Raw genomic sequence first — 24,094 nt, forward strand, 5'->3', positions numbered from 1 at the left:
TGTCGTGCATACCTTTAGATTTCGATTGCTCGCCACGACCTTGATCTTGGCTTGGTCCATCCAGTGGTCGCCGGCCGGTCCGCCTCGCTGGTGGACGCGCTGCAAGGGAGATTGTGGTGCGACGTGCCATTGCCAGGACGCAACCGATTCAGCGAGAAAACCGGCGGCGCCCCAGTGCCCTCCACAGCCGGTGCGAACGTCACCGCTGTTGGGACAATTGAAGCCGAATCGCGTGTTGATCGTCGCGCCCTTGGACGGCCAGGATCGCCTGAAAGAGCAGATGGCATTGATGCAAACCTTGGCCGGCGCGCTGCGGGCAAAAGCCGGCGTCGACGTCGTTGAAAGTCCGCGGCGGGTCTGCGAAGCCTGTTTTCCGATTCACAGCGGTCGATTTGACGAACGCAAGCTGGTCGAACTCGGCAATCAACACTTCGTCGATACGGTGCTGTACTGCAACATCGAGTCGATCGATGCGTACAGTCCGATGCGGTTGGAGATTCAATTCCTCGCCATCAATGTCGCCCAATCCGTGGCGATCGTCTCGGGATCCCATTCGTTTGATCTGGCCGATCCGGCGATGAGGGAATGCTTTTTCGCGGCGATGAACGCCGACCCCGCCGTTGACACGACCCTGAAGAACTCGCCGACGCGGCTGATCGACTTCGGGGCCACGCGGGTGGCCGCCGCCCTGGCACGAACCTGGAAGTAGCCGCAAGCGAAAAGTGGCGTAAGCTTCCAGCTTGCGATTCGGGAAGCTTCCAGCTTCCCCCCCTCTCCAAGACCGCGATTCACGCAGCGAGCCCGGTAGGCTCACGCCAAAGGGTTGATAAAATCGATCAACCGTCGGCGAGTTCCGCGACCCCAACGCCAGGAATAACGGAGCATCAGGCCTTGTGAACGAACCCGCCCCCACTCATGGAAACGCACCGGTCCGCCACGGTGAAGAGTGGGCCAATGCGCTGACGCATGGGTTGGCGGCACTGATGTCACTGGTGCTGGGAACATGGCTGGTGCTTGAGGCGTTGCCTGACCGGCCCGGGTTGGCGTTGGCCTGTGCGGCGTACATCGCATCGGTGTTTGCGACGTTTTCGTTTTCAACGTTGTCCCACGCGATTCTGCAGCAGCCGCTGTTGGACACGCTGCGGGCTTGGGACCAGGCGATGATCTACGCGATGATCTCGGGGACCTACACGCCGATTGTGTTTCGCTACGCGCCCGACGCGGTCCGTACGCCGTTGTTGACGGCGATCTGGGTGGCGGCGTTCGTCGGCATCGCTGGCAAGTTGCTGATGCGTCATCGCGTCAACAACGTGGCGACCGTCAGCTACCTTTTACTCGGCTGGCTGCCGGCGATTCCGTTGTATGGCAAGGTGCCATCGGGGCTCGGCTGGGGGATGTTACTCGGCGGCGTGTTGTACACCCTGGGCGTGATTGTGCTGCTGAATGATTCCAAGTTCAAATACCTACACGTCGTCTGGCACCTGTTCGTCATCTCCGCCGCCCTGTGTCACTTCCTGGCGATTCAGTGGTACGTGGTGCGTTAGCGTGGGCTGCTAAAAGTTCGGGGTTGACGGCTTTTTCCTTTGCGCAGGTTTCATTCCTGAAATGCCTGGCACCCGTTTCCCCGTTGCAGGACACGGAGCAAGATATTGAAAATTGCAAAATGAAAACTTCCAATTGCAAATTTTCAATTTTCAATTTTCAATTTTCAGTCTTCCGTCCGTCCAGGTTCCTCACGACCCATCCTTTCTCGGCTAAAGCGAGGCGGAGCGATGACGGAAATCGAAAAGGAAGTGAAGTCGCGTAAACCGAACAGAGTGTCAACACCAACGTTTTAGCGGCCAAGCGTTAGCGTGCAGACGCAAAACCGCATTGGGGCTTCAGTGATGCCCGGAGACATTGTGTTTGGCGCGAGCCTTCGGGCCCCCTGCAGAGGAAACGACGCTTCGCTTCGCGGTCTTGGGTTTTCGCTTCGGGGGGCTGATTCGGTGGCGATTCATTCACCCGCCAACTCCGGAAACACACTCTCGTCTAGCTCGGCGCGTTTGAGGATCGATTTCAATCGAATCTGGAAGTCGCTTTTGTAATTGGCGACTTGCTGTTCGGAGAGATCCAGTTGTTCGGCGACTTGCTTGTTGCCCCAACCGCGGACGATCAACAGTTCGATGGCCTGCAGCTTGATCCAATTGCCGGACTGTTTCCAGCGATCGATTTGTTCTTGCATGGCATCGCGGATCGCCTGTTCCTCGATCCGTTTTCGTTCGACGCTGCGGGCGATCGAGCTGGCGACGCGTGCGCTTCCTTTCAGTTCAAAGTCACCGGCGGAACTGGATCGGCCATGCAATTGCAGTGCGGGGCGTCGGCCTTCGCGTCTCAGGTGGTCGGTCAGTTTGTAGGCGCAGATCGAAAACAGGTAACTTTCCAGCGGTCGGCCGCCGTCGTAGTTGGGCAAACTGATCAGAAACCCGACGAAGGCTTCTTGGACGATGTCTTCGGCGGCGGCGGAATCACGGATGCGGCTGCGGGTGTACGCCAGCAACCGGCCTTCGTAACGATCGATCAGGGACTGCCAGGCACCGGAATCGCCGTCGCGGATTTGGGCGACCAGGAGTTCGTCCGCGGAGGGGCCGTCGGAATCGGCGGGAACATTCATGCAACACCGTCGGTCGGTTGGAGGTTTTCGATGACACGTTTGACGTTTTCGACCGCTTTTTCACCGGCCCGTCGCCCCGCTTCGATCAACGGATCAACGGCGTGGAAATCTTCGATTCGGAACGCGCTGGTCTGGGGGATAATGATCAGGTCGCTTTCTTCGCGGTGCAGGGCGCTGGAATGTCGACGCGAGATGTCCATCGTGCGTAGCAACGTTGACAGATAACTTGGCCGGCGCAGTTTTCCGCTCCGGTCTTTGGCGTAGTCGGTCGTCAGTGTCGATCCGACATCGATCGAGACCACGTGGTCACAACCTTCGCTTCGCAACACCGACGCGGGCACGTTCATCAGCACGCCGCCGTCGACCAGCATTTGCCCGTCGTGAATGATCGGCCGACCGAACACGGGATGGTTGATGCTCTGCAACACTGCCTGAACCAAATCACCGGACCTGCGGATCTGCTGTTCACCGCTGATCAGGTCCAGCGTCGTGATCGCCAACGGCAAACTGGCTTGCTCGAAGGTCAGGTGATCGAGGTAGCGTCGCAGTTTGGTTTCGAAACGTCCGCCGCGAAAACTGTGCAGCAAGAACATGCGTCGCAACGACGGGCGACCGGCCAGATACTTCGGTGGAATCATCTCTTTGCGGAAAAAGTCGCCGATGTCCACTGGAGTGAACCCCGCACCGTAGGCCGAGGCCACGATCGCGCCGGCGCTGGTTCCGGCGATCGAATCGAAAACGACGTTGTGTTGCTGCAAGATTTCCAGGACGCCGATGTGCGCGATCCCCCGTGCACCCCCTCCCCCGAGCGCAAGCCCGATCCGTTTGCCGATCAACGATCGATACAGCCGGGTGACCGACGCCGGAACGAATTCGGCTTCGCGGTCTTCGCCACGATACCCACAACGCACCGCCTCCGCGTCAGAAAAATCCATGTCCGGTCGCGGCCACGAATCGGCCAAGAACATCAATGCCACCATCGCGCGACGATGCAGCGGGATGGATTTCAACAGAGATGCGGCATGATCCGAAAGCCCCTGACGGGCATCGGCGGCAAACACCACGCGATTGGATTCACGCACCGCGGCGTCGGTCGCTTGCCGGCCCCAAGCGACCGTCACCGCCAACGCCTGTTTGCTGCGACCGGCGATCGTGCAGCCGAGGTCGGCAACCGAGACACAGATCGCGTCACGATCGAAGGATTCGCACGCAAAGGGCAACTCATCGTCACTGACCAACAGCGGTTGAACCAACGGGTGGTCCCCGCGCAGCTGCGCGATCAGTTGCTCCGCCAGCGGCCAGCCACTGGGATGGTCGATGATAATCGCCAGGGAATGCACGCCGCGATGGGTCTGTCGCGGCGACGAAGCGGCGGAATTCATCTTGGACAACCGCTTGGTCAACGAACGGCTGAGGTTCTCCAGCAGTTGCGGATAGCTTTTCACCAGACGGCGGTAGTCCTCTCCGCTCAGCACGAGTGTTTCGACATAGGTGACCGCGGTGACCGTGGCGGTCCGCGGTCCGCCGGAAATCACCGACGATTCGCCGAAGTGATCGCCCGCACCCATCATCCCCAGGGTGCGTTCAGCGACGGCCGGTCCGTCGCCCGTCCACACCCGCACCTTGCCTGCGGTGATCAGAAACAATTCGTCGCCAACGTCGCCGATCTCGACGATGGTCGCTCCGGCATCAAAAGAACGCGGCTGAAAGGCCGACAGCACGTTCTCCAGCCCGTCGTTGCTGAGCCCCATCAACAGCGATCGGGTTACTGATTGTTCGCGATCCATCCCGAAATTACCCAGCGAAAAAAGGTTGTCATCAGACGATACCCTACCTGACGGGGGCTGCTGTCGCCAACGCGATTGCCGAATTCATCTGCAGCGACGATGGTCGTGCATTCGTCCGAGGTAATCCTCCCAAAAGACATTGGCGGCGACACCTCGAAAGTCACCCTCCCTGGCAGGGAGGGTCGAGCGAAGCGAGGAGAGGGGCGATCGGTTCCTGGTTCCCAGGCTCCTGCCTGGGGACACACTGACAGGGTGCCCGCCTCCTGACGGTCAACGGCGCGCGCCGCCAAGGATGGCAAGCAGGATGCTGACCCCACGACGAAACCTCGACACGTATGCTTTCCTCGTCGCGTCAGGTCTGGGATCATATGCGAGTTCGAAAGCTGAACTCCTACCTTTCCCCCCGAACGCGAATGACTACCGAATTTAAGCTTGCCGGCGGCGACAAGATTCCCGCTGTCGGCCTGGGCCTTTGGAAAATCGATCAAGAATCGACGGCCGAAACCGTTTTCCGAGCCATCGAAATCGGCTACCGCCACATCGATGCGGCCTGCGACTACGGCAATGAATACCAGGCGGGCGACGGGATTCGAAAGGCGATCGATGAGGGTTTGGTCAAACGCGAAGACCTGTGGATCACCAGCAAGCTTTGGAACACCTACCATCGCGCCCAAGACGTTCCCGTTGCGCTCGAAAAAACGCTGTCGGATCTGGGGTTGGACTACGTTGACCTGTACCACATTCACTTTCCGATTTCGCTCGCCTACGTGCCGATCGAAAAACGCTATCCGCCGGGATGGTTCCACGATCCCGACGCCGAGCATCCGCAGATGGAAGAGATGCCGGTGCCGATTTTGGAAACCTGGCAAGCGATGATCGAGTGTCAGAAATCGGGTTTGATCCGCCACCTCGGTGTCTGCAACTTTGGCGTTTCATTGATCCGCGACTTGATGGCGTCCTCGTCGGTCAAGCCATCGGTTCTTCAAGTCGAACTGCATCCCTATCTGACGCAGGAAAAGCTGCTTCGATTCTGTGCCCAGCACGACATCCACGTGACGGGATTCTCACCGCTGGGCGCGCAGTCCTACTTTGCCATCGGGATGGCCGAAGAAGGCGAGGGGGTGATCGATCGCGAAGAGACCAAGGCGATCGCGGCGGAAGTCGGAAAAACACCCGCCCAGGTTGTCCTTCGCTGGGGGATTCAACGGGGGACGTCGATCGTTCCCAAAACCTCACGCGTCGAGCGACTGAAAGAGAATCTGGAACTGTTCGATTTCGAATTGACCGACCAGCAGATGAACACGCTTGCGTCGCTGAACCAAAATCGTCGCTTCAACGACCCCGGCGATTTCGGCGAAAAGGCGTTCAACACCTTCTTCCCGATCTACGAATAGTGCCTTTCGCATAGGCCGTAGTGGACGAGGCGACGAGTCCTTACCTTTCGCATAGGCCGTAGTGGACGAGGCGACGAGTCCTTGCCTATCGAATAGGCCGTAGTGGACGAGGCGACGAGTCCTTGCCTATCGAATAGGCCGTAGTGGACGAGGCGACGAGTCCTTTCCAATAAGCTCGCGCCCATCTAAATCGCACTACGTCGCAACCCGCTGCTGGTAGACCACCAAGCCATGCAGGGCGTGGTACAGCACGCCGCACTCCAGATCGACGTCGCGGCATTGATGCAACACGTCGCACAGTTTGCGAACGCTGCGGACGACCCAGTCCGATTGCAACGTTTCGCGATCCGCAGCGGTCGCCAGAAACTCCAGCACGTGTCCGGTCGTGCCCAGCGTCTCGCCCAAGTCATTGCACCAACCCGTGCGATGCAGGTAGGACGTGCTGTACGAGCCGTCCGGGTTCTGGTTGACGCGGGCCATTTCGATCGATGCGTCCAGATGCTCCTTGGCATCGGCCCAAACGCCCGTGATCGGATTCCCCTCGCCGATGCGATTGCGCATCGCGGTGGCGATTCCGATCAACCGGTGCGTCCCGCCGCACACGCTGTTGGACAGATCGTGTTCGACTTCCAGCTCCAACAACAACTCGGTGCTGTAGGTGTTGCCGTCACGGGCGGTCCAGCGGTGGTCGGTCGCTCGGTAGTAGGACAATGGAATCAGCGTCCAACTGAATTCTGCTTCATAGTTCAGTGGGATATCCAGCTCGGCTTGTCGCACCCAGTCGTCGACCGACAACGTGCGATCTTCGACCACCCAAGAAGCATCGACGGGCAGCCCCGTTTGCGCGACGACGGCCAGCCATTGGTCGCGGTGGCCTTGGCCGACCTTGGTCGACGGTTCCAAGTCGACTCGGATGCCGAATCGTTCGTCGCCGCCGCCTGGATCGCTGGCTAGATCGCCGCCTGGATCGCTGAGGGGATCGCCGATCATCGGCCGAAATCCGTCACAGGTTCCGCCTTTGCGAAAATACGTCAACGCCCGCTGGCGGCCGCTCGGCGTGTCGATTTCAAAGTCGTCGCCATAAGCCAGGATGCCATGGAAGATCTGCCAGGCTCCGTTGACCATCGTCGACAGTCCCCGTCGCTGTTTTTCTTGTCGCAACGTTTCCGCGACCAGCGTTTCGACCGGCAACGACGAAGCCTCCGCCGTCGGCACCGCCTCCGGCAACGATTCGGGGATCGACAGCGGGCAACCGGTCGTGATCAGCGCCGAGGCGGCCAGAGTCGACAGTGCGGCGCGACGATTGATCGGACGCGGCGGTGGAGTGTTCTTCATGGTGGACAGAGTGTGATCGATTCAAATTCGGCAATCCGCCGGACGCGACGTCGAGTTCTGCTCCCCGGCAAACTGCAGTGGAAGCCCTCGAGCGAAGGTGCAAACTACTCGGCTGATTGGAACAGTAAAGCCCCACCGACCGCAATCGGGTAGCGGTGAGCGGGAAACGGGGCGATTCGCGGTTTCCTGCCGGACGGCGCTGAAATGATCTGCCGGAAGCCTCTACCACGGGTAAGAAACGTCCCACAACGGGTCAAATCCGGGGCGGAAGTCCGCTGACCGCCCACCTGCGACTAAATTGACGCGAATTGGGACTCGTCGATTTTTGACAACGCGCGTAGACTTAAATAGAGCCGCGGTCGGCCACCGACCGCCCATTCCATTCGACAAACGTCTTTTGTTTCCCCCCCAGACCATGCCCAACGAACAAGACATCTACGAAGAACACGTCTTGGACCACTACGAGGATCCTTACCACCGAGGCGAGCTGGTGACGGCCACCCATGCGGATGAAGGAAAAAATCCGCTCTGCGGTGATGTGGTCCAGGTGATGCTGCGTTTAGGGCGTGACGGAAAGATCGAAGAGGCCTGGTTTGACGGCGAGGGCTGCGTGATCAGCCAAGCGTCGGCGTCGATGTTGATCGAAGCGATCGAAGGAAAAACGGTGGAAGAGGCCAAGGAGTTCACGGCCAATCAGATGCTGGAACTGTTCGGCCCGCAATTGACTCCCAACCGCCAGAAGTGCTGTTTGTTGTCGTGGCGTGTGTTGCAATCGGCACTGCACGCCCCGCTCGAAGACGCCGACGATGATGACGCCGGGCCCAGCTTTGGTGGGCCAAGTTTAAGTGAAGAGAGCTGAAGATGCCGCTTGACCCCCTTTCGATCCGCGCCGATTTTCCGATCTTGAAGCGGCAATCCTCCAGCGGCGCGCCGCTGGCGTTTCTCGACAATGCCGCCAGTGCCCAGCGTCCACAAGTCGTGATCGATGCGATCAGCGATTGTTACCAGCGTTATTACGCCAACGTGCATCGCGGCATCCACACGCTCAGCGAAGAATCAACCGCGGCCTACGAGGCGGCACGAGAAACGACGCGCCAATTCGTCGGGGCGCGGTCGCAGTCGGAAATCGTGTTCGCCGCCGGAACGACTGCCGCGATCAACACCGTCGCCCATTCCTGGGGCGGCAACCATCTGTCGGCCGGTGACGTCGTGTTGCTGACGATCGCCGAGCATCACGCCAACATCGTGCCCTGGCACCAGCTGGCCGAGCGGACGGGTTGCCGCGTCGAATTCCTTCCGCTCGGTGAAGATTTCACCATCGACGATGCGGTCGTCCAGGACAAACTTCAGACACTGCAGCCGAAACTGTTTTCGTTTGCTTCTTCCAGCAACGTCTTGGGCACCAACTTTCCCGTCGCCCGTTGGACCAGCATGGCTCATGCCGCCGGTGCGACGGTGCTCGTCGATGCCGCCCAGGGGGCTCCCCACCAAGCGATCGACGTGCAGCAATGGGACGCCGACTTCGTCGTCTTTAGCGGTCACAAGATCTGTGGCCCGACCGGGATCGGCGTGCTGTATGGCAAAGAAGCTCTGTTGGACGCGATGCCGCCGTTTCTCGGCGGTGGCGGCATGATCGATCGCGTCACGACCGAAGGGTTCAGCCCGACGGGATTGCCGGAAAAATTTGAGGCGGGAACGCCGCCGATCACCGAAGCGATCGGGTTGGCCGCCGCGATGCGTTACCTGCAATCGGTGGGACTGGAGGCGATCGAGGCTCACGAGCACCTGCTTTGTCAGGCCGCCGACACGGCGCTGCGAAACATCGAAGGCGTGGAGATCCTGGGACCGACGCCCGACAAGAAGGGCGGCATCGTCAGCTTCACGCTCGATGGCGTTCACGCGCATGACATCGCCCAGTGGCTCGATACCCGCGGTGTTGCGGTCCGGGCGGGGCATCATTGTGCGATGCCGTTGCACGAATCACTCGGCAAATCCGCCTCGGCCCGCGCCAGTTTTTATCTGTACAACACGCTGGAAGAAGTGGACCGACTGGTCGAGGCGGTCAAAGAAACGCGTGACAAATTCGCCCGTGGCGGCCGACGCCGACGAAGGCGAAGCCAGTCGCCGGCGTGAGCCGATCTCATCGTTCTCGCTCGGCGCAACATGGAATCACGCCGCCGCCGCTTTCGGCTTCGTCATCAACGAGACCACGATCAGCGTGATAAACGCCAGCGGAATCGTGACGATGCCCGGTTGGCTGAACGGGGCGTAGGCCAGTTCCGGATCCCAGCCATACACGCTCTTGTACGTGTCGCTGGACAACAGGATCCAACCGAGTGAGCTGATCATGCCGACCAGCACACTGGCCACGATGCCTTCCTTGGTGGTCGCTTTCCAGAACAGCAGCATCACCAGGGCGGGCAAGTTGGCGCTGGCGGCGACGCTGAAGGCCCAGCCGACCAGGTAGCCGACGTTCATTTCCTTGAACAAGATCCCCAGCACGATCGCGATCGCGCCGACGACGACCGCGGCGATCTTTGCGACACGCACCTTCTTGGCTTCGGACAATTGCATGCCGACCACGCCGACCAGAATGTCGTGGGCGACCGCGCCACTGCTGGCCAGGATCAATCCGCTGACGGTCCCCAGCACGGTGGTGAACGCGATCGCAGAAATGATCGCGAACAACCAGGTGCTGATGCTGCGTGCCAGCAACGGAGCGGCCATGTTGCTGTCGGTCAAATCCATCGAGCCGCTGGTCATCGCGCCGAGTCCCAGGTACAGCGTCAGCACGTAGAAAAAACCGATGCTGGCGATCCCGACGATCGTACTCTTACGGGCCGCCGCGCCGTCTTTGACGGTGTAGTAGCGGATCAGGATGTGGGGCAGTGATGCGGTGCCGCAAAACAAGGCCAGCATCAGCGAAAGAAAGTTCAGCTTGCCGCCGGGCTCGTCGCTTCGAATGCCGGCGAACTTGGGGTGTTCGCCGGGGCGAAGGACTTCGTTGCCGGGCGTCAGTTTTTGAAAGTAGACCGTCGATTTGGTTTCATCGTCATGCTCGACCGTCATGTTACGCCATAGCACGACTTCGCTTTCACCGAGCGTGTTGAAGAAACTGACCGGACCCAGCGGCCCCGTCTCCGATTGGCCGTCGGGCAATTTGGTGAGTGTGCCGACGGGCTTGAGTTCCTTTTGTGTCGCGTCGCGGCCCAACGGCGCGCCGTCGATCATCGCTCCGTCGGACGTCCGCCGGATCGCTTGTGCTTGCCGCAAAACGACCTGGTCTTCGCCCGCCGGTTGGACGTGAAAAACGTCAAAGCCGACATCATCGCTGCGCGAGAAACGGACCAGGTCGTCGTGTTCCTGCCAACCATCGGTGGCCGGTAAAACGCTGCGCCCGGCGATCTCGGATTGGTTCAAGTCGGCCACCGGAATCGGACCGATCGATTCAAAGGCATCGGGCTGGGCCACGAAGCCGCGGCCGAGCAGCAACACGACCAGGACGGCGCTGAACACGACCAGCAGCGACCCTTTGAGAAACTGCACCCAGGTCGTCGACACCATGCCTGCGGTGACGACGATCGTGATCACCACGATCCCGACCAGCACGACGCCCACCCAGTGCGGGAAACCCAGTAGCGGTTGGATCAGCGATCCGGCGCCGACCATTTGGGGAATCAGATAAAACACGCTGACCACCAGCGTGCTCGCTCCGGCGGCCGCCTTGATGCCACGTGAGTCAAATTTCGCATCCAACGCGTCGGCAAACGTGAATCGCCCCAGCCGTTTCATCGGTTCGGCGATCACGAACAACGCCACGATCCAGCCGGCCAGAAAACCGATCGAATACAAGAACCCGTCGTAGCCGTAGGAGGCGATCATCCCGCAGATGCCCAGGAAGGACGCTGCGGACAAATAATCGCCGGCAAACGCGATCCCATTGACCGCCCACGGGATCTGACCATGCGCGGCGAAATAGCCCGCCGACGATTTCGCTTTTCGTCCCAAGAAAAAACTCAGGCCGACCGTCGCACCGACAAACGTAAAAAAAACAAAAACGGCAATCCAGGAAGGGTCGTAAATCACGCCAGGTCCCCCTGCGGTTCGTCGCCGGTCGTCGCGGCTGGCGATGCCGAACCGTTCGAGGATTTATCCAGCGGTTCCGACTTGCAAAGCATTCCATACAGCAATGCCATCACCAAGGCGCCGACGATCAAGCCGAAGCCATACACGATGGCCAAGTTCAATCCGGCCAGAACGGGACGCTCCATCACGTCCGCCGCAAACGCGCTGAGTAACACGAAACCCAGGTACAGCACCAAGTAAACAGCGAACAGCCAGAGCCCCAGGCGGGCGTTGGAGCGTTGTGTGTCCGTAAGCGACGACATCGAGACCTCGGGAAAAAAATATCAATTCACGACCAGCGGCGAAGTATAGAGCAACTCACCCCGCCAATGTGTCCCGAGCGAACGTTTTGAGTTTCAGGTTTCAGGTTTCAGGTTCTTCGTCTTGAATTGATATCCCACATTTGCCTGTCACCCATTTTCTTGTCTGGTTCTTTCCTTTCCAACGTCCATTCTTCTGCCCGCTCCCAACTCAAACCCTGATGTCGACTTGCAGACCGTCGTAGGCCATGTCGATTCCCTCGGGCAGCCAGTCGCAGGTTTTGTGGTAGTCGAGTTGATGGCCGGTGTGGGTCAGCAGCGTGCGTTCGGCACCCACCGCGCGGGCCACATCGATGGCTTCCTGCAAATTAAAATGAGTCGGATGGGGCTCCATCCGAAGGGCGCCGACGACGAGGGTTTTCACGCCCTGGAGTCGTTCCAGGGAGGTCGGCGGGATGAAGTTGGTGTCGGTGCAGTAGGCGAAATCCCCGATGCGAAATCCGAGCACCTTGAAATGCGGGCCGTGCTTCATCGGGATCGGAATGAATGTCGTCCCCAAGACGTCAAACGGCGCCTCGTCGATGCGAGTGAACTCCAGCTTCGGAGTCGCTCCCGGGTGCGTGTCTTCTCGATCGGCGAAGGCGTAGGCGTAGGCCCGGCGGATGTTCGATTCGACCGTCTCGTTACAGAACAACGGAACCGCATGGCCGAGCCGAAACGGGATCAAACGCAGGTCGTCGAGTCCGAAAATATGGTCGGCGTGCTCGTGGGTGTAGACGACCGCGTGGACCAGCCGGATCCGTTCGCGGATCAGCTGGACCCTCAGATCCGGAGGGGTGTCGATCAGCACCGTGCCACCGGGCAGCCGGACCGTGATCGCGCAGCGGGTTCGATTGTTCCGCGGATCGCTGCTTTGACAAACCTCGCAATCGCATCCGATCGCCGGGACGCCGACGCTGGTCCCGGTACCCAGGAAGGTGACCAGGCCTTGGTGGGGACCGCTGGATTCGGGGACAAACGGCATGGATGCGGATCAAATCGGGGGCGGATCGGGCGGGGGACAACAGACAGCGAGCCGGCATCCTACGACAGCGGTGATGACGATGCGAGAGGCGGGAAACGCCGCGATGCCGTTCAAATCGGCTGGTCGACGCCCCCGCGGTGAGGCCGGCAGCGGGCCGGTCGGTGGCTGTATCCGACGTCTGTTCAGGCTCCGGTTTGCTCGCAACGCCTGTTTGGGCTTGCAGAGATCGTCCGCCCTGACATACTTACCCGCTTCGCCGTAAACGTATCGGCGTGCCAAACGCACCCCAAATGAGAATTTTGGTGGCGTTTGAGGGAACAAAACACAAGAAATTAACGACGTCAGGGTGATCCGCAATGGCGGAAGTGGTACAGGTCCAGAAACGTGATGGCAGCCTAGGAACGGCAGCGTCACGCCGGTTACGAAAGACGGGCTCCGTCCCGGCCGTTTTGTACGGGCACAAGCAAGAGAACCAGCATCTCGCGATCTCGCAAAAGACAGTCGAGTCGATCTTGCGACATCACAGCAGGATCGTCGAGCTGCAAGGCGATGTGGTCGAGACCGCGATGGTCAGCGATCTGCAATTCGATCCGCTGGGGATCGAGGTGTTGCACATCGACCTGCAGCGAGTCGACATGAACGAAAAGGTCACCGTGACGGTGCCGATTCGATTCAAAGGCGAGCCGATCGGTGGCAAGCAAGGCGGGATCGTGATCGAAAACGCTCACGAGGTCGAGGTCGAGTGCCCCGTGGTGGCGATCCCCGACTTTGTCGAATTGAACGTCACTAGCGTCGGCTTGGGCGAACACCGCTCGGCGTCGGACGTCAAGCTGCCGGAAAATGTCGTCTTGGTCACCCCCGGCGAAACCGTGGTTTACCACGTCGAAAAAGTGAAGGGTGAGGAAGTCGACGAGACCGAGGAAGAGGGCGAAGAAGCGTAGTCTGCGGACTCAGCGACAAGGCCAACCGGTCTTGGCCCTTCGACAGTGCGATGAAGCTAATCGTTGGACTGGGGAACCCCGGTCGAAAATACGAACAGACTCGACACAATGTCGGTTTCATCGTGGCCGAAAAGGTTGCCGTCCTGACCCGCGCCGGAACGCCGAAGATTAAATTCGAAGGCGAACTGGCAGAGTCTTCGATCGGCGGGGAGAAAGTCGTGATTCTTTGTCCCCACACGTACATGAATGCGAGTGGACAAAGTGTCCGCAAAGCGTTCGACTTTTATAAGTTGGAGTTGAGCGATATCCTGGTCGTCTGTGATGATTTGAATCTCGACAGCGGCCGGTTAAGGATCAGGCCATCGGGCAGTGCCGGTGGCCAAAACGGGATAAAGGATATCATCCGGCATCTCGGTTCGGAGTCGTTTCCGCGGCTTCGCGTCGGCATCGGACGGCCTCCGGCAGGTTGGACGGTGACCGATTATGTCTTGGGGAAATTCTCCAAGAGCGAAAGCGAGACATTCGAAGCGGCGACAACCCGCGCGGCACACGCCGTGATCAGCTTTGTCACCGATGGAGTGGATCGCACGATGAGTCAGTTCAACGGTGACCCGGCGGCTGACTCGAAACCGAAACAAAACAAAAAGTCCGATCGGTCCCAAAGCGATCCGCGATCCGTCGGCCAGCAGCAACCCTAATTCAAGTCATCGTCCCCGTTTCATAGCACCGCCTGCCCGATCGCGTTTCGCAATTCGGGCCGGAGCCAACCGTAGCAAGTAGAAAAGTAGAACAGTCGTGGCCAAAAACACTTACGAAACACTCTGCATCCTCGACAGCAACCACTACGCCCGCGACCCCGGCGGAGTGAGCAAGCAAATCGAAGATCTGATCACCGAAGCCGGCGGAAAAGTCGAAGTCAATCGTTTGTGGATGGAGCAAAAGCTCGCCTATCCGATCGACGGTCACCAAAAGGGCACCTACTGGTTGACCTACTTCGAAATGGAAGGCAGCGAAGTTCCCAAGCTGGATCGTGCTTTCCACCTGTGCGAGCCCGTGCTGCGTCAAATGACCCTGAAACTGGATCCCCGATTGGTCGAGCCGATCCTGGCCAACGCCCGCGGTGCGACGCCCGTCGTCAGCAAGGACGCCGCCGCCGAAGCCGACGATTCCGGCGAAGCGAGCACCGACAGCGACAGCGACTCGGATTCCTGATCGAGCTTTCCTGAGCGGGCTTTCCCAATCGGGGCCTCCCCTGTCAGGCGGTTGGTCCCTGGCCAGTGGCCGCGGTTTGCCTACAATGAATCCCACGGCGACGCAGCCGTTTGACCTCCTTTCACTTTCCCAGCAACTCACAGGACAACGATGGCCAGCTACAACCGCGTCATTCTGGTTGGGAATTTGACGCGTGATATCGAATTGCGTTACATCCCCAGCGGTCAAGCCGTTTCGGACGTGACCGTCGCGGTGAACGATCGCCGCAAGACCGCCAACGGTGAATGGGTCGATGAACCCACGTTTGTCGATGTCACCTTGTGGGGACGAAACGCCGAAGTGGCCAGCGAATTCCTGTCCAAGGGATCGCCGGTGCTGATCGAAGGCCGCTTGAAACTCGATCGCTGGGAAACCGACGGTCAGAAACGAAGCAAGTTGCGTGTGATCTGCGAAAAAATGCAGATGCTCGGCGGGCGTTCCGGCGGATCCGAACAACGCGGCGACCAACGTCCTGCCCAACGGTCCGGCGGACAGACCGCTGAAAACCAAGTCAGCTACGATGCGCAATCCGTGGAAGACTATTCCGCCGATTCGGGGGCACGCGATGCCCAGCCGACCGGGAAGGGTGCCGGTTACGAAGACCCCAATATTCCGTTTTAAACAAAACAACAGTATCGTAGACGTCCCCGGGCATTGACGCCCCGGTTCGTCCTCTTTTGTCAACAACCATCCACTTAAACAATCGCCAGAGCACAACGATGTCACGCAACGGCCGAACCATTAAACGACCCTACAAACGATTGCCCAAAGGCGAACACGGTGGGATCCAGCTCCTGTTGATTCACAACGTCGAACACCTCGGCAAGCAAGGCGACATTGTCGAAGTCAAAGCCGGCTACGCACGCAACTACCTGTTGCCCCACGGCATGGCGACGATCGCGACCGATCACCACAAGCGAATGGTCGAAAAGCACCGCGAAAAATTGCGTGCGATCGAACTGGAAAAACTCAAGAGCTACCGCGATCTGGCGGACGAACTCGGCAAGCAATCGATCACGATCGAAGCCAACGCCAACGACGAAGGCCACCTGTACGGCAGCGTCGGACCGCACGAGATCACCGCGGCACTCAAAGAAGCCGGCTTCAGCCTGGCCAACGACCAGATCCGCTTGGACGGTCCGCTGCGTGAACTCGGTCTGTACACCGTTCGCGTCTACTTGCACAGCGAAGTCGAAGCGAGCCTGAAGGTTTGGGTCGTGCCCACCGCCGCCGAAGACGCCGCGGTTTCCTGATCCCAGCCGCAGCGAGACGAAGGTCGCCAAGGCCTTCGTCCGACGGCACCCAACCATCGCCGCCCACACCCGGCGGCCGATGCCACGACGTAGATTCCTCAATCGGGGCTGTGGCGGAACTGGCAGACGCGCTGGATTTAGGTTCCAGTTTCTTCGGAAGTGCAGGTTCGACTCCTGTCAGCCCTATCGTGACTCAAATCGATTGAACGCGACCCTGAGGCGGTGCCGTGGTCACCAGCACGTGGCGTTAGCCAGTGACGCGTGTCTGTCGTCGATCCAACCTCTTCACGCGACGCTCGCTCACGCTTCCCGCTGGTATTCAAACGCTGCTATCACACGCACCCACCCCGGATACCCCGGTGCCTCAAGTTGCGTCGGAACTGCCTATCAGCAAAAATGCCGCGAGTGTTTTCACCGCGCGATGCGTACACGGTGGCGACCCGTCGTAATTGACTGACGAAACTTGTCTCGTCTTCCACGGCCTCTCTGAGACAACACGATCCTGCGATGCGTCCACCTGGCGGAGAACTGACGTTTTACACGGCGCTGGGGATGCTTTACGGAATTGGCGCAACAATCGCGGGATTTGTGTTTGCGTTGCCAGGCTACTTTGCCTTTGCCGCCGTCATTGGCCTGCCATCGCTCGGCGTCTGGTTCGAGCAGCGATGGGCTGGCCTGTTGCTTGCTGTCGTTATCGCACTTTCCATTCCTCTCGCGTTGATGGCGTTGGTTTTTCTCGATGTCACGCTGGCCGAACGCGCAGTGCGGGTACTTCGGATTGTCATCGGCTGCCACTTCGCGTTTGTGGCGTATCAGTGGTCCCAAGATGACTAGCCGTCTCGCGCGAGCGTACGGGCGCCCCTCAATGGAACGAGGGCGAGATCAACGCGACGCGAAGCAGCGTGGCATCACGCACCGTGATCATCCCGCTCCGTCTGGCCTCACGAGACGCCTTGATCACCGCCCGCCGAAACCCATCCGACGCCTCCGTCTCGATCAAGCCCTCCGCCGCATCAAACGGCATTGCCCCCGCCGCCGGCGCTACAAGCGCCGGGGTTCGAGTCCGCGAAACCACCTGCGGCGATGGTGTAGCAAACACCACCGGAGCCGCGGCCACGGGAACCGATTCGCCGACAACCCACGGCGACGTTTCCGTCAATTGCGCCGCCGGGGTGCTCGCACAATTCGACCCGGTACAAACGTTCCGTTCCACCTGCCGAGAAACAGACGAGTTACGAAATAGCAGCCGCCTGATCGGCCCATCGGGGAAACCGACGGCACCGAAGACGACAACGACAAGCAGGACACCGCAGAGAGCCCGACGCATAATGTTGGCCTGAAGATTCAAAGAGAGAGAGGCTTACCAAAGTCACATCTCCCGAATCCTACAAAACCCACCCCGCCCCCTACGCGTCAGCACGCGGAGAGCGATTTTGTTGGAAATAGGGCACAAGCCAAGGTATCGTGGAGCAGCCGTCTATGGAGCAAATGCCAGGAAACTGGGACGCCCCAGAAATGCTCCGGAGTCGGCCACCGGAGCGCTGGTGGCGGTGCGGCGGAAACGCGCGCCGTTCTCGGGCAGCGAATGCATTTGGCGACACCCACAACTGCGCGAGGATGGTCCAACCGAAGCGGTGAACGAACGTTCGAGACTGCCTTCGGTTTCAGATGGAGTACAAAATTGCAGCTCCAATCCGTGGCCTGCCTACTCTACACTGGCTCCCTTCTCCCCCTGCAATGAAAGCGAGTCGTGCTCGCTTTCATTGCAGGGGGAGAAGCACTGTCATGGCCGAACTTGATTTAGCTCGCATTGGCGAGGTGCGCGCGAACGCCTAGCGGCATTACCTTACGGTAACTTTTTTTAGTCTTAAAGTCCAATGGCTTGTCGGCTTGCTGAGCACGTCTCAGTCAGCATGAATGGTTCAGTCTCGCCACCCTGGTAGATATCCGAAGCTTAGGAGCCTCACACTGTCTTATCCGGCGTTTGAACCGCTGACAGAGCATCACACTTCTTCCACGGGCTTGTTGACTGCAGCTTCGAGAAGCCGCGTCTGCCCTCGGGCTGTAGACGATGTTATCAGTGTGCAAGTGAAAGCACGACAAGTCAACGCGGGCCCTAAGCTTCGGACGAGTTTGATTCTACCTTAGATGCCTGACGAACTCCAAGTCGAACCAGAAGAGGAATGAGCAGATCGCCGATCGATACGGCTCCGCGGCGTTTTTTATTTGCCAGCTTGGCGAAGGGTTTTGCTTCTTCGCTATAGACCGACTTGGGAAGCCACTTGAGAGCTTCATTCATATCAGCAACCGTTTGATCAAGCGGCGTGCCGTGTTCGATATAAAACTTCCATAGCTTTTTCAGCAGGCACTCCCGGTCGACGTGCTTACCTCGCCACACTTGGCGTCCGCTGACGATCTGGAAAACCATTCGGTTAGCTCGGTTAGCCATTCGACACTGGCGATCGAGCGTGCAGATATCTTTGCTCTTCCACAAAGCAGCCAAGCCACGGTAGTACGGATGGCATTTGATCAAGTTCTTTGCAACGAGAATGCAAGCGGAACGCAGTCGACGATTGCAGTTTTTGGCGACGGAACCGCTTCGGTCAATTTCATCACTTTGGTATCGAGCAGGGTAAAGCCCGGCGCGTCCGTTGATCGCAATGGCAGTTGCATAGTGCTCGATCGGTCCAGCTTCGCCCGCATACTCACCTGCGGAAACAACGTTGATCCCAGTGACAGAGAGAAGCAATATATATGGCGTTTTCACGAGAAAATGCGCCGTTTCTTGTTCAATCTGGCTGATCTGTTCGTTGAGCAATTCGCGTATCTCATTTAGCTGTTTCCATTGCTTGGTCAACAACGGGTACAACGGATCGGGTTGAACTGCCTGAGCACTCCACGCAAAGATCTTGTCGAGTGTTGTTTTTTGAACTCGAGTCTTGTTCTTGCGAAGGTACTTTGCCATGCCGGTTTGCTTCGCTTTTTTGATCGCCTCGTCAGACGGGAATTGTTTCGCGATGATCATCGCAATCGATCCGTTGAAGAGTTTGTCATCATCCCAAAGATCCGCGTAGCCAGGCATGGATTGATGCAATAACGCTCGCAACTGTACTTGCACCCGTGCGCGTTGCTTGACCAAATTGCGACGCTGCCGACAAAGACGTTGCAGTGACAGGTGGGTTTCATCAACGGGCAAGATCGCCAATCCGTATCCGTTGATGGCGGCGTGAAAAATCGCTTCGAGATCGTTAGGGTCAGTCTTATTGTTGGGGTGAAGCGTCTCTCGATAGTGCGAAGACGCGAAGGGGTGAACCGTCCTTGTGTCGTACCCCGCTTTGCGAAACGCTTGCTGCACGGGTTTGTGGTAGACACCGGTCATCTCGACGGCGACAATGGAGTCGAGGATCCCTTCGGCTTGACAAGCTGCATCAACGAGTTGGACCATTGCTGCGAGAGCGCCAGCACTGTGCTCGACCGAAGTTGGTTCGACAATGACACGACCAAAGAAGTCACAGAGCATCCAGATCGACCGTCGCTTGGCACAGTCCACCGAAACGATACCGAATTTCTGAGGGCCTGCCTGTTGGACTCGTTCCTGGATGACACCGGATGGCTTTCCGATGTAGCGTCGCTTGGTAGCCTTGCAGGCGGATTTTCGACTAGATTTTTTCGTAACGGCCATTTGAGTTCTCTACAAATTGGAAGTGTTGAAAAGTTCTTCCAATTGAGCACTCGAATGGTCTTTGTCTAGATTTTTCACGATCTAGGGGCATACCAGGGTTGGGGATGAGGGGGCAAGCAGACGGCACCAACGAATCTTAGGGAAGCATGAATCGAAGACCTCGACGGGACCCAGAGGCAACTTCGTTCGCCCGCGAACAACGGGTTCGCGCGAACGAGTTTGCTCAGGATGTTTGGCAGATGTTGCGCAATCGTCGTTGTCGCAATCAGAAATTGCGGCGCGAACACCCAATTGCACCGTACACCGTTGACTTCTGTTGCGTGAACTTGAAGTTGATCGTTGAGGTCGATGGCAAGCAACATCAGACGGATGAAGGCCGCCAGTATGATCATCGCCGCGACCAGTTCTTGGCCGATCAAGGGTACCGAGTCGTGCGGATCCCGGGCTACGAGGTCGTGCGTAATCCGACTGCGGTGCGGCACCAGATCGAACAGGCAATTGATGCACGTCTGTAGTACATTGCCCCCTCATCCCCGGCCCTGGTATGCCCCTAGATCGTGAAAAATCTAGACAAAGACCATTCGAGTGCTCAATTGGAAGAACTTTTCAACACTTCCAATTTGTAGAGAACTCAAATGGCCGTTACGAAAAAATCTAGTCGAAAATCCGCCTGCAAGGCTACCAAGCGACGCTACATCGGAAAGCCATCCGGTGTCATCCAGGAACGAGTCCAACAGGCAGGCCCTCAGAAATTCGGTATCGTTTCGGTGGACTGTGCCAAGCGACGGTCGATCTGGATGCTCTGTGACTTCTTTGGTCGTGTCATTGTCGAACCAACTTCGGTCGAGCACAGTGCTGGCGCTCTCGCAGCAATGGTCCAACTCGTTGATGCAGCTTGTCAAGCCGAAGGGATCCTCGACTCCATTGTCGCCGTCGAGATGACCGGTGTCTACCACAAACCCGTGCAGCAAGCGTTTCGCAAAGCGGGGTACGACACAAGGACGGTTCACCCCTTCGCGTCTTCGCACTATCGAGAGACGCTTCACCCCAACAATAAGACTGACCCTAACGATCTCGAAGCGATTTTTCACGCCGCCATCAACGGATACGGATTGGCGATCTTGCCCGTTGATGAAACCCACCTGTCACTGCAACGTCTTTGTCGGCAGCGTCGCAATTTGGTCAAGCAACGCGCACGGGTGCAAGTACAGTTGCGAGCGTTATTGCATCAATCCATGCCTGGCTACGCGGATCTTTGGGATGATGACAAACTCTTCAACGGATCGATTGCGATGATCATCGCGAAACAATTCCCGTCTGACGAGGCGATCAAAAAAGCGAAGCAAACCGGCATGGCAAAGTACCTTCGCAAGAACAAGACTCGAGTTCAAAAAACAACACTCGACAAGATCTTTGCGTGGAGTGCTCAGGCAGTTCAACCCGATCCGTTGTACCCGTTGTTGACCAAGCAATGGAAACAGCTAAATGAGATACGCGAATTGCTCAACGAACAGATCAGCCAGATTGAACAAGAAACGGCGCATTTTCTCGTGAAAACGCCATATATATTGCTTCTCTCTGTCACTGGGATCAACGTTGTTTCCGCAGGTGAGTATGCGGGCGAAGCTGGACCGATCGAGCACTATGCAACTGCCATTGCGATCAACGGACGCGCCGGGCTTTACCCTGCTCGATACCAAAGTGATGAAATTGACCGAAGCGGTTCCGTCGCCAAAAACTGCAATCGTCGACTGCGTTCCGCTTGCATTCTCGTTGCAAAGAACTTGATCAAATGCCATCCGTACTACCGTGGCTTGGCTGCTTTGTGGAAGAGCAAAGATATCTGCACGCTCGATCGCCAGTGTCGAATGGCTAACCGAGCTAACCGAATGGTTTTCCAGATCGTCAGCGGACGCCAAGTGTGGCGAGGTAAGCACGTCGACCGGGAGTGCCTGCTGAAAAAGCTATGGAAGTTTTATATCGAACACGGCACGCCGCTTGATCAAACGGTTGCTGATATGAATGAAGCTCTCAAGTGGCTTCCCAAGTCGGTCTATAGCGAAGAAGCAAAACCCTTCGCCAAGCTGGCAAATAAAAAACGCCGCGGAGCCGTATCGATCGGCGATCTGCTCATTCCTCTTCTGGTTCGACTTGGAGTTCGTCAGGCATCTAAGGTAGAATCAAACTCGTCCGAAGCTTAGGGCCCGCGTTGACTTGTCGTGCTTTCACTTGCACACTGATAACATCGTCTACAGCCCGAGGGCAGACGCGGCTTCTCGAAGCTGCAGTCAACAAGCCCGTGGAAGAAGTGTGATGCTCTGTCAGCGGTTCAAACGCCGGATAAGACAGTGTGAGGCTCCTAAGCTTCGGATATCTACCAGGGTGGCGAGACTGAACCATTCATGCTGACTGAGACGTGCTCAGCAAGCCGACAAGCCATTGGACTTTAAGACTAAAAAAAGTTACCGTAAGGTAATGCCGCTAGGCGTTCGCGCGCACCTCGCCAATGCGAGCTAAATCAAGTTCGGCCATGACAGTGCTTCTCCCCCACGACGAGAGCGAGCACCACTCGCTCTCGTCGTGGGGGAGAAGGGAGCCATAATAAAGGAGTGCGATCACACCGAACAGAGAAAACGCGATTTCTTCGCGTTGGCGGTTGCATCGACTTCTCGCAGCTAGCGATTTCACCGACGCGCCGAATCACTGACGGAGATCGACACGCGGTTGCATCGAACGGAGCGTTTCACCGCGTGCTGCGGTGGCCGACGCCGGTTGATTGCAGATTTGTTTCAGTTTCAACGCCTGCGTGCACGTCTGCCAGGTTGTGCCTGCGACGGTGCATTTCACATCGACGCGGACTTTCCGTGATTGCGTAGTCGCCTTCGGTCATAGATATACTCCCACAATCAAGGACCCTTCCGACGAAAAGCAATGAACCTTTGCCGTTGTTTCTGGCTTTCGCCTCAGAAGGGGTGAGAACCAATAGGCGACATCGCGTTTGAGGTAGCCGAGTTGGTGATGTGCTGAATCATAGACTGCGACAGCGTGCGGATCGTGTTCGTTGGTTGGCTCTCGAACGAGCACAATCGGGGCCCCTGTGCGGAGCTTGCGGATGTAGGACTCGCGATTCCCGACGAAATCACCTACGACTCGAAACGTGTACCTGGGATCTGCACCCGATTGCTGGATCCTTTGTGACTGCTTGGGAACGGTCGCGCCGGCATCGACAGTGGCGGTCTTTGGAATGAATGCCGCCGATGGCATCACGCCAAGCACCGGTTCACCGCTGCATGCATGTTCGGCAATCAGTGCGAATCTCGCTGGTGCCTCGGAATCCATCGGCATTTTGACAAAGACACTTTTCCCAGAGGAGCGGTTGAACAAGACGCCGTCGGTGTATCGGGTGACGCGCTGCACCGATGACAACGTGAACTTCTTCGACTGGAGCGCACCGACCATCGAAACTTGTTTTGTGGTCAGGTAGGCAATACCAGATCCGATTTCTTTCAGGTAGTTGTCACCTCCCAGCGGAATGCCAGCTGGCCGCTTCAGCGTCACAACCTCGTGCCAGTGGACCTTGGATTGGGCCAAGAGTTCCTCCTTTGCTCCCATCTTGAACGGAGCTGAACCGGAATCTTGCGGCACAAAGTTCCCAGAATCCAATTCATAGGCCAAGCGACACACCGAGATTCGAAGTTCGTCCTCCTTTGCAAACTCCAGTTCAACGCCTAGCGATATCGCCAATTGGCTTAACTGTTGCTCTTCCCTCGGTTCCAGAATTCCGTCTTCCAGGGCTTCTTCAAACACCTCTCTGATAAGCTGTTTGCTTTGAGACGCAATAGTCTCCTGCACCTCGTCTTCGGGAATCCCCGCTGCCAATGCAAAGTTTTCGATCGCCTGTCGATGTTGCGATGAAATGCGGCCGGATTCAATCGCGGACCGAATCCCGCGTTTCAGCTTCGCACGGTTTTCTTGATCCGCCTTTTGCCGACGGATCTGCGCGTTCGCCCTTCGCTTCCTTTCGGCGTCACGTTGGTTGATTCTTTCGCTTACGACGACGAGTTTCAATTTGGAGACATCGACCCATTTTCCCTTGGTCAACTCGGGGCTCTTCACTTCATCGCCCGCAGCAATGTGCCCCTTTTTCACCATCTCGAGAAACTCAATGTCCGAGATTGGCCCAACATCCTCACGACCGCGGAGAAGCCGCATTCTTTGATAGAACCAGGAGCTCGACAAAGCGTCATCAACGACTTTGCTTTTGTTATCGACCAGCACAACAGGCTTTTCGCACTTCGGGCACTTGCCGCGACGCCCTTGTTGGGCCGCCTGATACCGAATCGCCTTTTCGCAATACGAGCAGATAAAGACCAGCATTTCCTCTGACAT

General features: G+C 57.9%; 22 protein-coding genes, 1 tRNA gene and 2 pseudogenes. 15 read left to right on the forward strand and 10 right to left on the reverse strand.

From position 1 onward, the window contains the following. Window positions 1–4: 4 nt before the first annotated feature. A complete protein-coding gene (locus TBK1r_RS02315) occupies window positions 5–709 on the forward strand; it encodes a hypothetical protein (protein ID WP_145207344.1) in 705 nt (234 codons plus the stop codon). A 184-nt stretch (window positions 710–893) separates the two neighbouring features. Further along, window positions 894–1,544 (forward strand): PAQR family membrane homeostasis protein TrhA, encoded by a 651-nt coding sequence (gene trhA / locus TBK1r_RS02320; protein WP_419580889.1) that lies wholly within the window; start codon window positions 894–896, stop codon window positions 1,542–1,544. 452 nt (window positions 1,545–1,996) lie between these two features. Here the strand turns inward: trhA and TBK1r_RS02325 are convergent, their stop codons facing one another. Both TBK1r_RS02325 and TBK1r_RS02330 read right to left on the reverse strand, forming a co-directional pair. Next, complete coding sequence (locus tag TBK1r_RS02325) at window positions 1,997–2,653, reverse strand: RNA polymerase sigma factor (protein WP_145207345.1); 657 nt, start codon at window positions 2,651–2,653, stop codon at window positions 1,997–1,999. Further along, on the reverse strand, window positions 2,650–4,440 hold the full coding sequence (locus TBK1r_RS02330) for a patatin-like phospholipase family protein (protein ID WP_145207346.1): 1,791 nt from the start codon (window positions 4,438–4,440) through the stop codon (window positions 2,650–2,652). The genes TBK1r_RS02325 and TBK1r_RS02330 overlap by 4 nt, the downstream gene beginning before the upstream one ends. A gap of 413 nt (window positions 4,441–4,853) precedes the next feature. Between TBK1r_RS02330 and TBK1r_RS02335 the strand changes: the two genes are divergently transcribed. Beyond that, a complete protein-coding gene (locus tag TBK1r_RS02335; RefSeq protein ID WP_145207347.1) occupies window positions 4,854–5,834 on the forward strand; it encodes an aldo/keto reductase in 981 nt (326 codons plus the stop codon). A gap of 195 nt (window positions 5,835–6,029) precedes the next feature. Here TBK1r_RS02335 and TBK1r_RS02340 read toward each other — a convergent pair whose 3' ends face one another. Beyond that, window positions 6,030–7,169 (reverse strand): hypothetical protein, encoded by a 1,140-nt coding sequence (locus TBK1r_RS02340; RefSeq protein WP_145207348.1) that lies wholly within the window; start codon window positions 7,167–7,169, stop codon window positions 6,030–6,032. 415 nt (window positions 7,170–7,584) lie between these two features. On the opposite strand from TBK1r_RS02340, the gene sufU reads away from it, so the two are divergent. Together sufU and TBK1r_RS02350 are read left to right on the forward strand one after the other, a co-directional pair. Further along, window positions 7,585–8,028 (forward strand): Fe-S cluster assembly sulfur transfer protein SufU, encoded by a 444-nt coding sequence (gene sufU / locus TBK1r_RS02345; RefSeq protein ID WP_145207349.1) that lies wholly within the window; start codon window positions 7,585–7,587, stop codon window positions 8,026–8,028. Window positions 8,029–8,030: 2 nt separating this feature from the next. After that, window positions 8,031–9,302: an aminotransferase class V-fold PLP-dependent enzyme gene (locus tag TBK1r_RS02350; protein ID WP_145207350.1), complete on the forward strand. Its 1,272-nt coding sequence runs from the start codon at window positions 8,031–8,033 to the stop codon at window positions 9,300–9,302. A gap of 36 nt (window positions 9,303–9,338) precedes the next feature. Here TBK1r_RS02350 and TBK1r_RS02355 read toward each other — a convergent pair whose 3' ends face one another. The 3 genes from TBK1r_RS02355 to TBK1r_RS02365 form a co-directional block, all read right to left on the reverse strand. Continuing rightward, window positions 9,339–11,255 (reverse strand): sodium/solute symporter, encoded by a 1,917-nt coding sequence (locus tag TBK1r_RS02355; protein WP_145207351.1) that lies wholly within the window; start codon window positions 11,253–11,255, stop codon window positions 9,339–9,341. Beyond that, window positions 11,252–11,557, reverse strand: coding sequence for a DUF485 domain-containing protein (locus tag TBK1r_RS02360; protein ID WP_145207352.1), 306 nt, complete (start codon window positions 11,555–11,557; stop codon window positions 11,252–11,254). The genes TBK1r_RS02355 and TBK1r_RS02360 overlap by 4 nt, the downstream gene beginning before the upstream one ends. Before the next feature lie 208 nt (window positions 11,558–11,765). Then, window positions 11,766–12,578, reverse strand: a complete 813-nt coding sequence (locus TBK1r_RS02365) for an MBL fold metallo-hydrolase (RefSeq protein ID WP_145207353.1) — start codon at window positions 12,576–12,578, stop codon at window positions 11,766–11,768. Between the two features lie 356 nt (window positions 12,579–12,934). Here TBK1r_RS02365 and TBK1r_RS02370 point away from each other — a divergent pair, with 356 nt between their 5' ends. From TBK1r_RS02370 to TBK1r_RS02400, 7 genes are all read left to right on the forward strand, one after another. Next, window positions 12,935–13,519, forward strand: coding sequence for a 50S ribosomal protein L25 (locus tag TBK1r_RS02370; RefSeq protein ID WP_145207354.1), 585 nt, complete (start codon window positions 12,935–12,937; stop codon window positions 13,517–13,519). 50 nt (window positions 13,520–13,569) lie between these two features. Next, window positions 13,570–14,217 (forward strand): aminoacyl-tRNA hydrolase, encoded by a 648-nt coding sequence (gene pth, locus TBK1r_RS02375; RefSeq protein ID WP_145207355.1) that lies wholly within the window; start codon window positions 13,570–13,572, stop codon window positions 14,215–14,217. Between the two features lie 97 nt (window positions 14,218–14,314). Next, window positions 14,315–14,731 carry a 30S ribosomal protein S6 gene (gene rpsF / locus TBK1r_RS02380; protein WP_145207356.1) on the forward strand — a complete coding sequence of 139 codons (417 nt, stop codon included), beginning with the start codon at window positions 14,315–14,317 and terminating at the stop codon, window positions 14,729–14,731. 150 nt (window positions 14,732–14,881) lie between these two features. Next, on the forward strand, window positions 14,882–15,391 hold the full coding sequence (gene ssb / locus TBK1r_RS02385; protein WP_145207357.1) for a single-stranded DNA-binding protein: 510 nt from the start codon (window positions 14,882–14,884) through the stop codon (window positions 15,389–15,391). 98 nt (window positions 15,392–15,489) lie between these two features. Beyond that, complete coding sequence (gene rplI, locus TBK1r_RS02390) at window positions 15,490–16,023, forward strand: 50S ribosomal protein L9 (RefSeq protein ID WP_095738695.1); 534 nt, start codon at window positions 15,490–15,492, stop codon at window positions 16,021–16,023. A gap of 104 nt (window positions 16,024–16,127) precedes the next feature. Beyond that, window positions 16,128–16,209: transfer RNA gene (locus tag TBK1r_RS02395), tRNA-Leu, on the forward strand. 321 nt (window positions 16,210–16,530) lie between these two features. Further along, window positions 16,531–16,857, forward strand: a complete 327-nt coding sequence (locus TBK1r_RS02400) for a hypothetical protein (RefSeq protein ID WP_145207358.1) — start codon at window positions 16,531–16,533, stop codon at window positions 16,855–16,857. Between the two features lie 28 nt (window positions 16,858–16,885). Here the strand turns inward: TBK1r_RS02400 and TBK1r_RS02405 are convergent, their stop codons facing one another. The 3 genes and pseudogenes from TBK1r_RS02405 to TBK1r_RS38150 form a co-directional block, all read right to left on the reverse strand. After that, window positions 16,886–17,350 carry a hypothetical protein gene (locus TBK1r_RS02405; RefSeq protein ID WP_145207359.1) on the reverse strand — a complete coding sequence of 155 codons (465 nt, stop codon included), beginning with the start codon at window positions 17,348–17,350 and terminating at the stop codon, window positions 16,886–16,888. A gap of 789 nt (window positions 17,351–18,139) precedes the next feature. Continuing rightward, a complete protein-coding gene (locus TBK1r_RS38145) occupies window positions 18,140–19,105 on the reverse strand; it encodes a transposase (RefSeq protein ID WP_419581516.1) in 966 nt (321 codons plus the stop codon). A 54-nt stretch (window positions 19,106–19,159) separates the two neighbouring features. After that, window positions 19,160–19,705 (reverse strand): annotated as a pseudogene (locus TBK1r_RS38150) (IS110 family transposase); the annotation flags it as partial. Window positions 19,706–19,851: 146 nt separating this feature from the next. Here TBK1r_RS38150 and TBK1r_RS02415 point away from each other — a divergent pair. From TBK1r_RS02415 to TBK1r_RS38160, 3 genes and pseudogenes are all read left to right on the forward strand, one after another. Further along, window positions 19,852–20,220, forward strand: coding sequence for an endonuclease domain-containing protein (locus TBK1r_RS02415; RefSeq protein WP_145207361.1), 369 nt, complete (start codon window positions 19,852–19,854; stop codon window positions 20,218–20,220). A 282-nt stretch (window positions 20,221–20,502) separates the two neighbouring features. Then, window positions 20,503–20,886: pseudogene (locus TBK1r_RS38155) on the forward strand (IS110 family transposase); the annotation flags it as partial. Between the two features lie 54 nt (window positions 20,887–20,940). Next, complete coding sequence (locus TBK1r_RS38160) at window positions 20,941–21,906, forward strand: transposase (protein WP_419581516.1); 966 nt, start codon at window positions 20,941–20,943, stop codon at window positions 21,904–21,906. Window positions 21,907–22,591: 685 nt separating this feature from the next. On the opposite strand, the gene TBK1r_RS02425 is transcribed toward TBK1r_RS38160, so the two are convergent. Then, the gene (locus tag TBK1r_RS02425; RefSeq protein WP_419580890.1) at window positions 22,592–24,094 is read right to left on the reverse strand and encodes an HIRAN domain-containing protein; all 1,503 of its coding nucleotides are present in this window, start codon (window positions 24,092–24,094) and stop codon (window positions 22,592–22,594) included.

Source organism: Stieleria magnilauensis (assembly GCA_007753675.1).
GTDB classification, from domain to species: Bacteria; Planctomycetota; Planctomycetia; order Pirellulales; family Pirellulaceae; genus Stieleria; species Stieleria magnilauensis.

Coding starts and splice junctions, on each gene's coding strand:
- TBK1r_RS02325 (WP_145207345.1), bottom strand. CDS start 2,653: ATGAATGTTCCCGCCGATTCCGACGGCCCCTCCGCGGACGAACTCCTG.
- TBK1r_RS02330 (WP_145207346.1), bottom strand. CDS start 4,440: ATGGATCGCGAACAATCAGTAACCCGATCGCTGTTGATGGGGCTCAGC.
- TBK1r_RS02335 (WP_145207347.1), top strand. CDS start 4,854: ATGACTACCGAATTTAAGCTTGCCGGCGGCGACAAGATTCCCGCTGTC.
- TBK1r_RS02340 (WP_145207348.1), bottom strand. CDS start 7,169: ATGAAGAACACTCCACCGCCGCGTCCGATCAATCGTCGCGCCGCACTG.
- sufU (WP_145207349.1), top strand. CDS start 7,585: ATGCCCAACGAACAAGACATCTACGAAGAACACGTCTTGGACCACTAC.
- TBK1r_RS02350 (WP_145207350.1), top strand. CDS start 8,031: ATGCCGCTTGACCCCCTTTCGATCCGCGCCGATTTTCCGATCTTGAAG.
- TBK1r_RS02360 (WP_145207352.1), bottom strand. CDS start 11,557: ATGTCGTCGCTTACGGACACACAACGCTCCAACGCCCGCCTGGGGCTC.
- TBK1r_RS02365 (WP_145207353.1), bottom strand. CDS start 12,578: ATGCCGTTTGTCCCCGAATCCAGCGGTCCCCACCAAGGCCTGGTCACC.
- TBK1r_RS02370 (WP_145207354.1), top strand. CDS start 12,935: ATGGCGGAAGTGGTACAGGTCCAGAAACGTGATGGCAGCCTAGGAACG.
- pth (WP_145207355.1), top strand. CDS start 13,570: ATGAAGCTAATCGTTGGACTGGGGAACCCCGGTCGAAAATACGAACAG.
- ssb (WP_145207357.1), top strand. CDS start 14,882: ATGGCCAGCTACAACCGCGTCATTCTGGTTGGGAATTTGACGCGTGAT.
- rplI (WP_095738695.1), top strand. CDS start 15,490: ATGTCACGCAACGGCCGAACCATTAAACGACCCTACAAACGATTGCCC.
- TBK1r_RS02400 (WP_145207358.1), top strand. CDS start 16,531: ATGCGTCCACCTGGCGGAGAACTGACGTTTTACACGGCGCTGGGGATG.
- TBK1r_RS02405 (WP_145207359.1), bottom strand. CDS start 17,350: ATGCGTCGGGCTCTCTGCGGTGTCCTGCTTGTCGTTGTCGTCTTCGGT.
- TBK1r_RS38145 (WP_419581516.1), bottom strand. CDS start 19,105: ATGCCTGGCTACGCGGATCTTTGGGATGATGACAAACTCTTCAACGGA.
- TBK1r_RS02415 (WP_145207361.1), top strand. CDS start 19,852: ATGAATCGAAGACCTCGACGGGACCCAGAGGCAACTTCGTTCGCCCGC.
- TBK1r_RS38160 (WP_419581516.1), top strand. CDS start 20,941: ATGCCTGGCTACGCGGATCTTTGGGATGATGACAAACTCTTCAACGGA.
- TBK1r_RS02425 (WP_419580890.1), bottom strand. CDS start 24,094: ATGTCAGAGGAAATGCTGGTCTTTATCTGCTCGTATTGCGAAAAGGCG.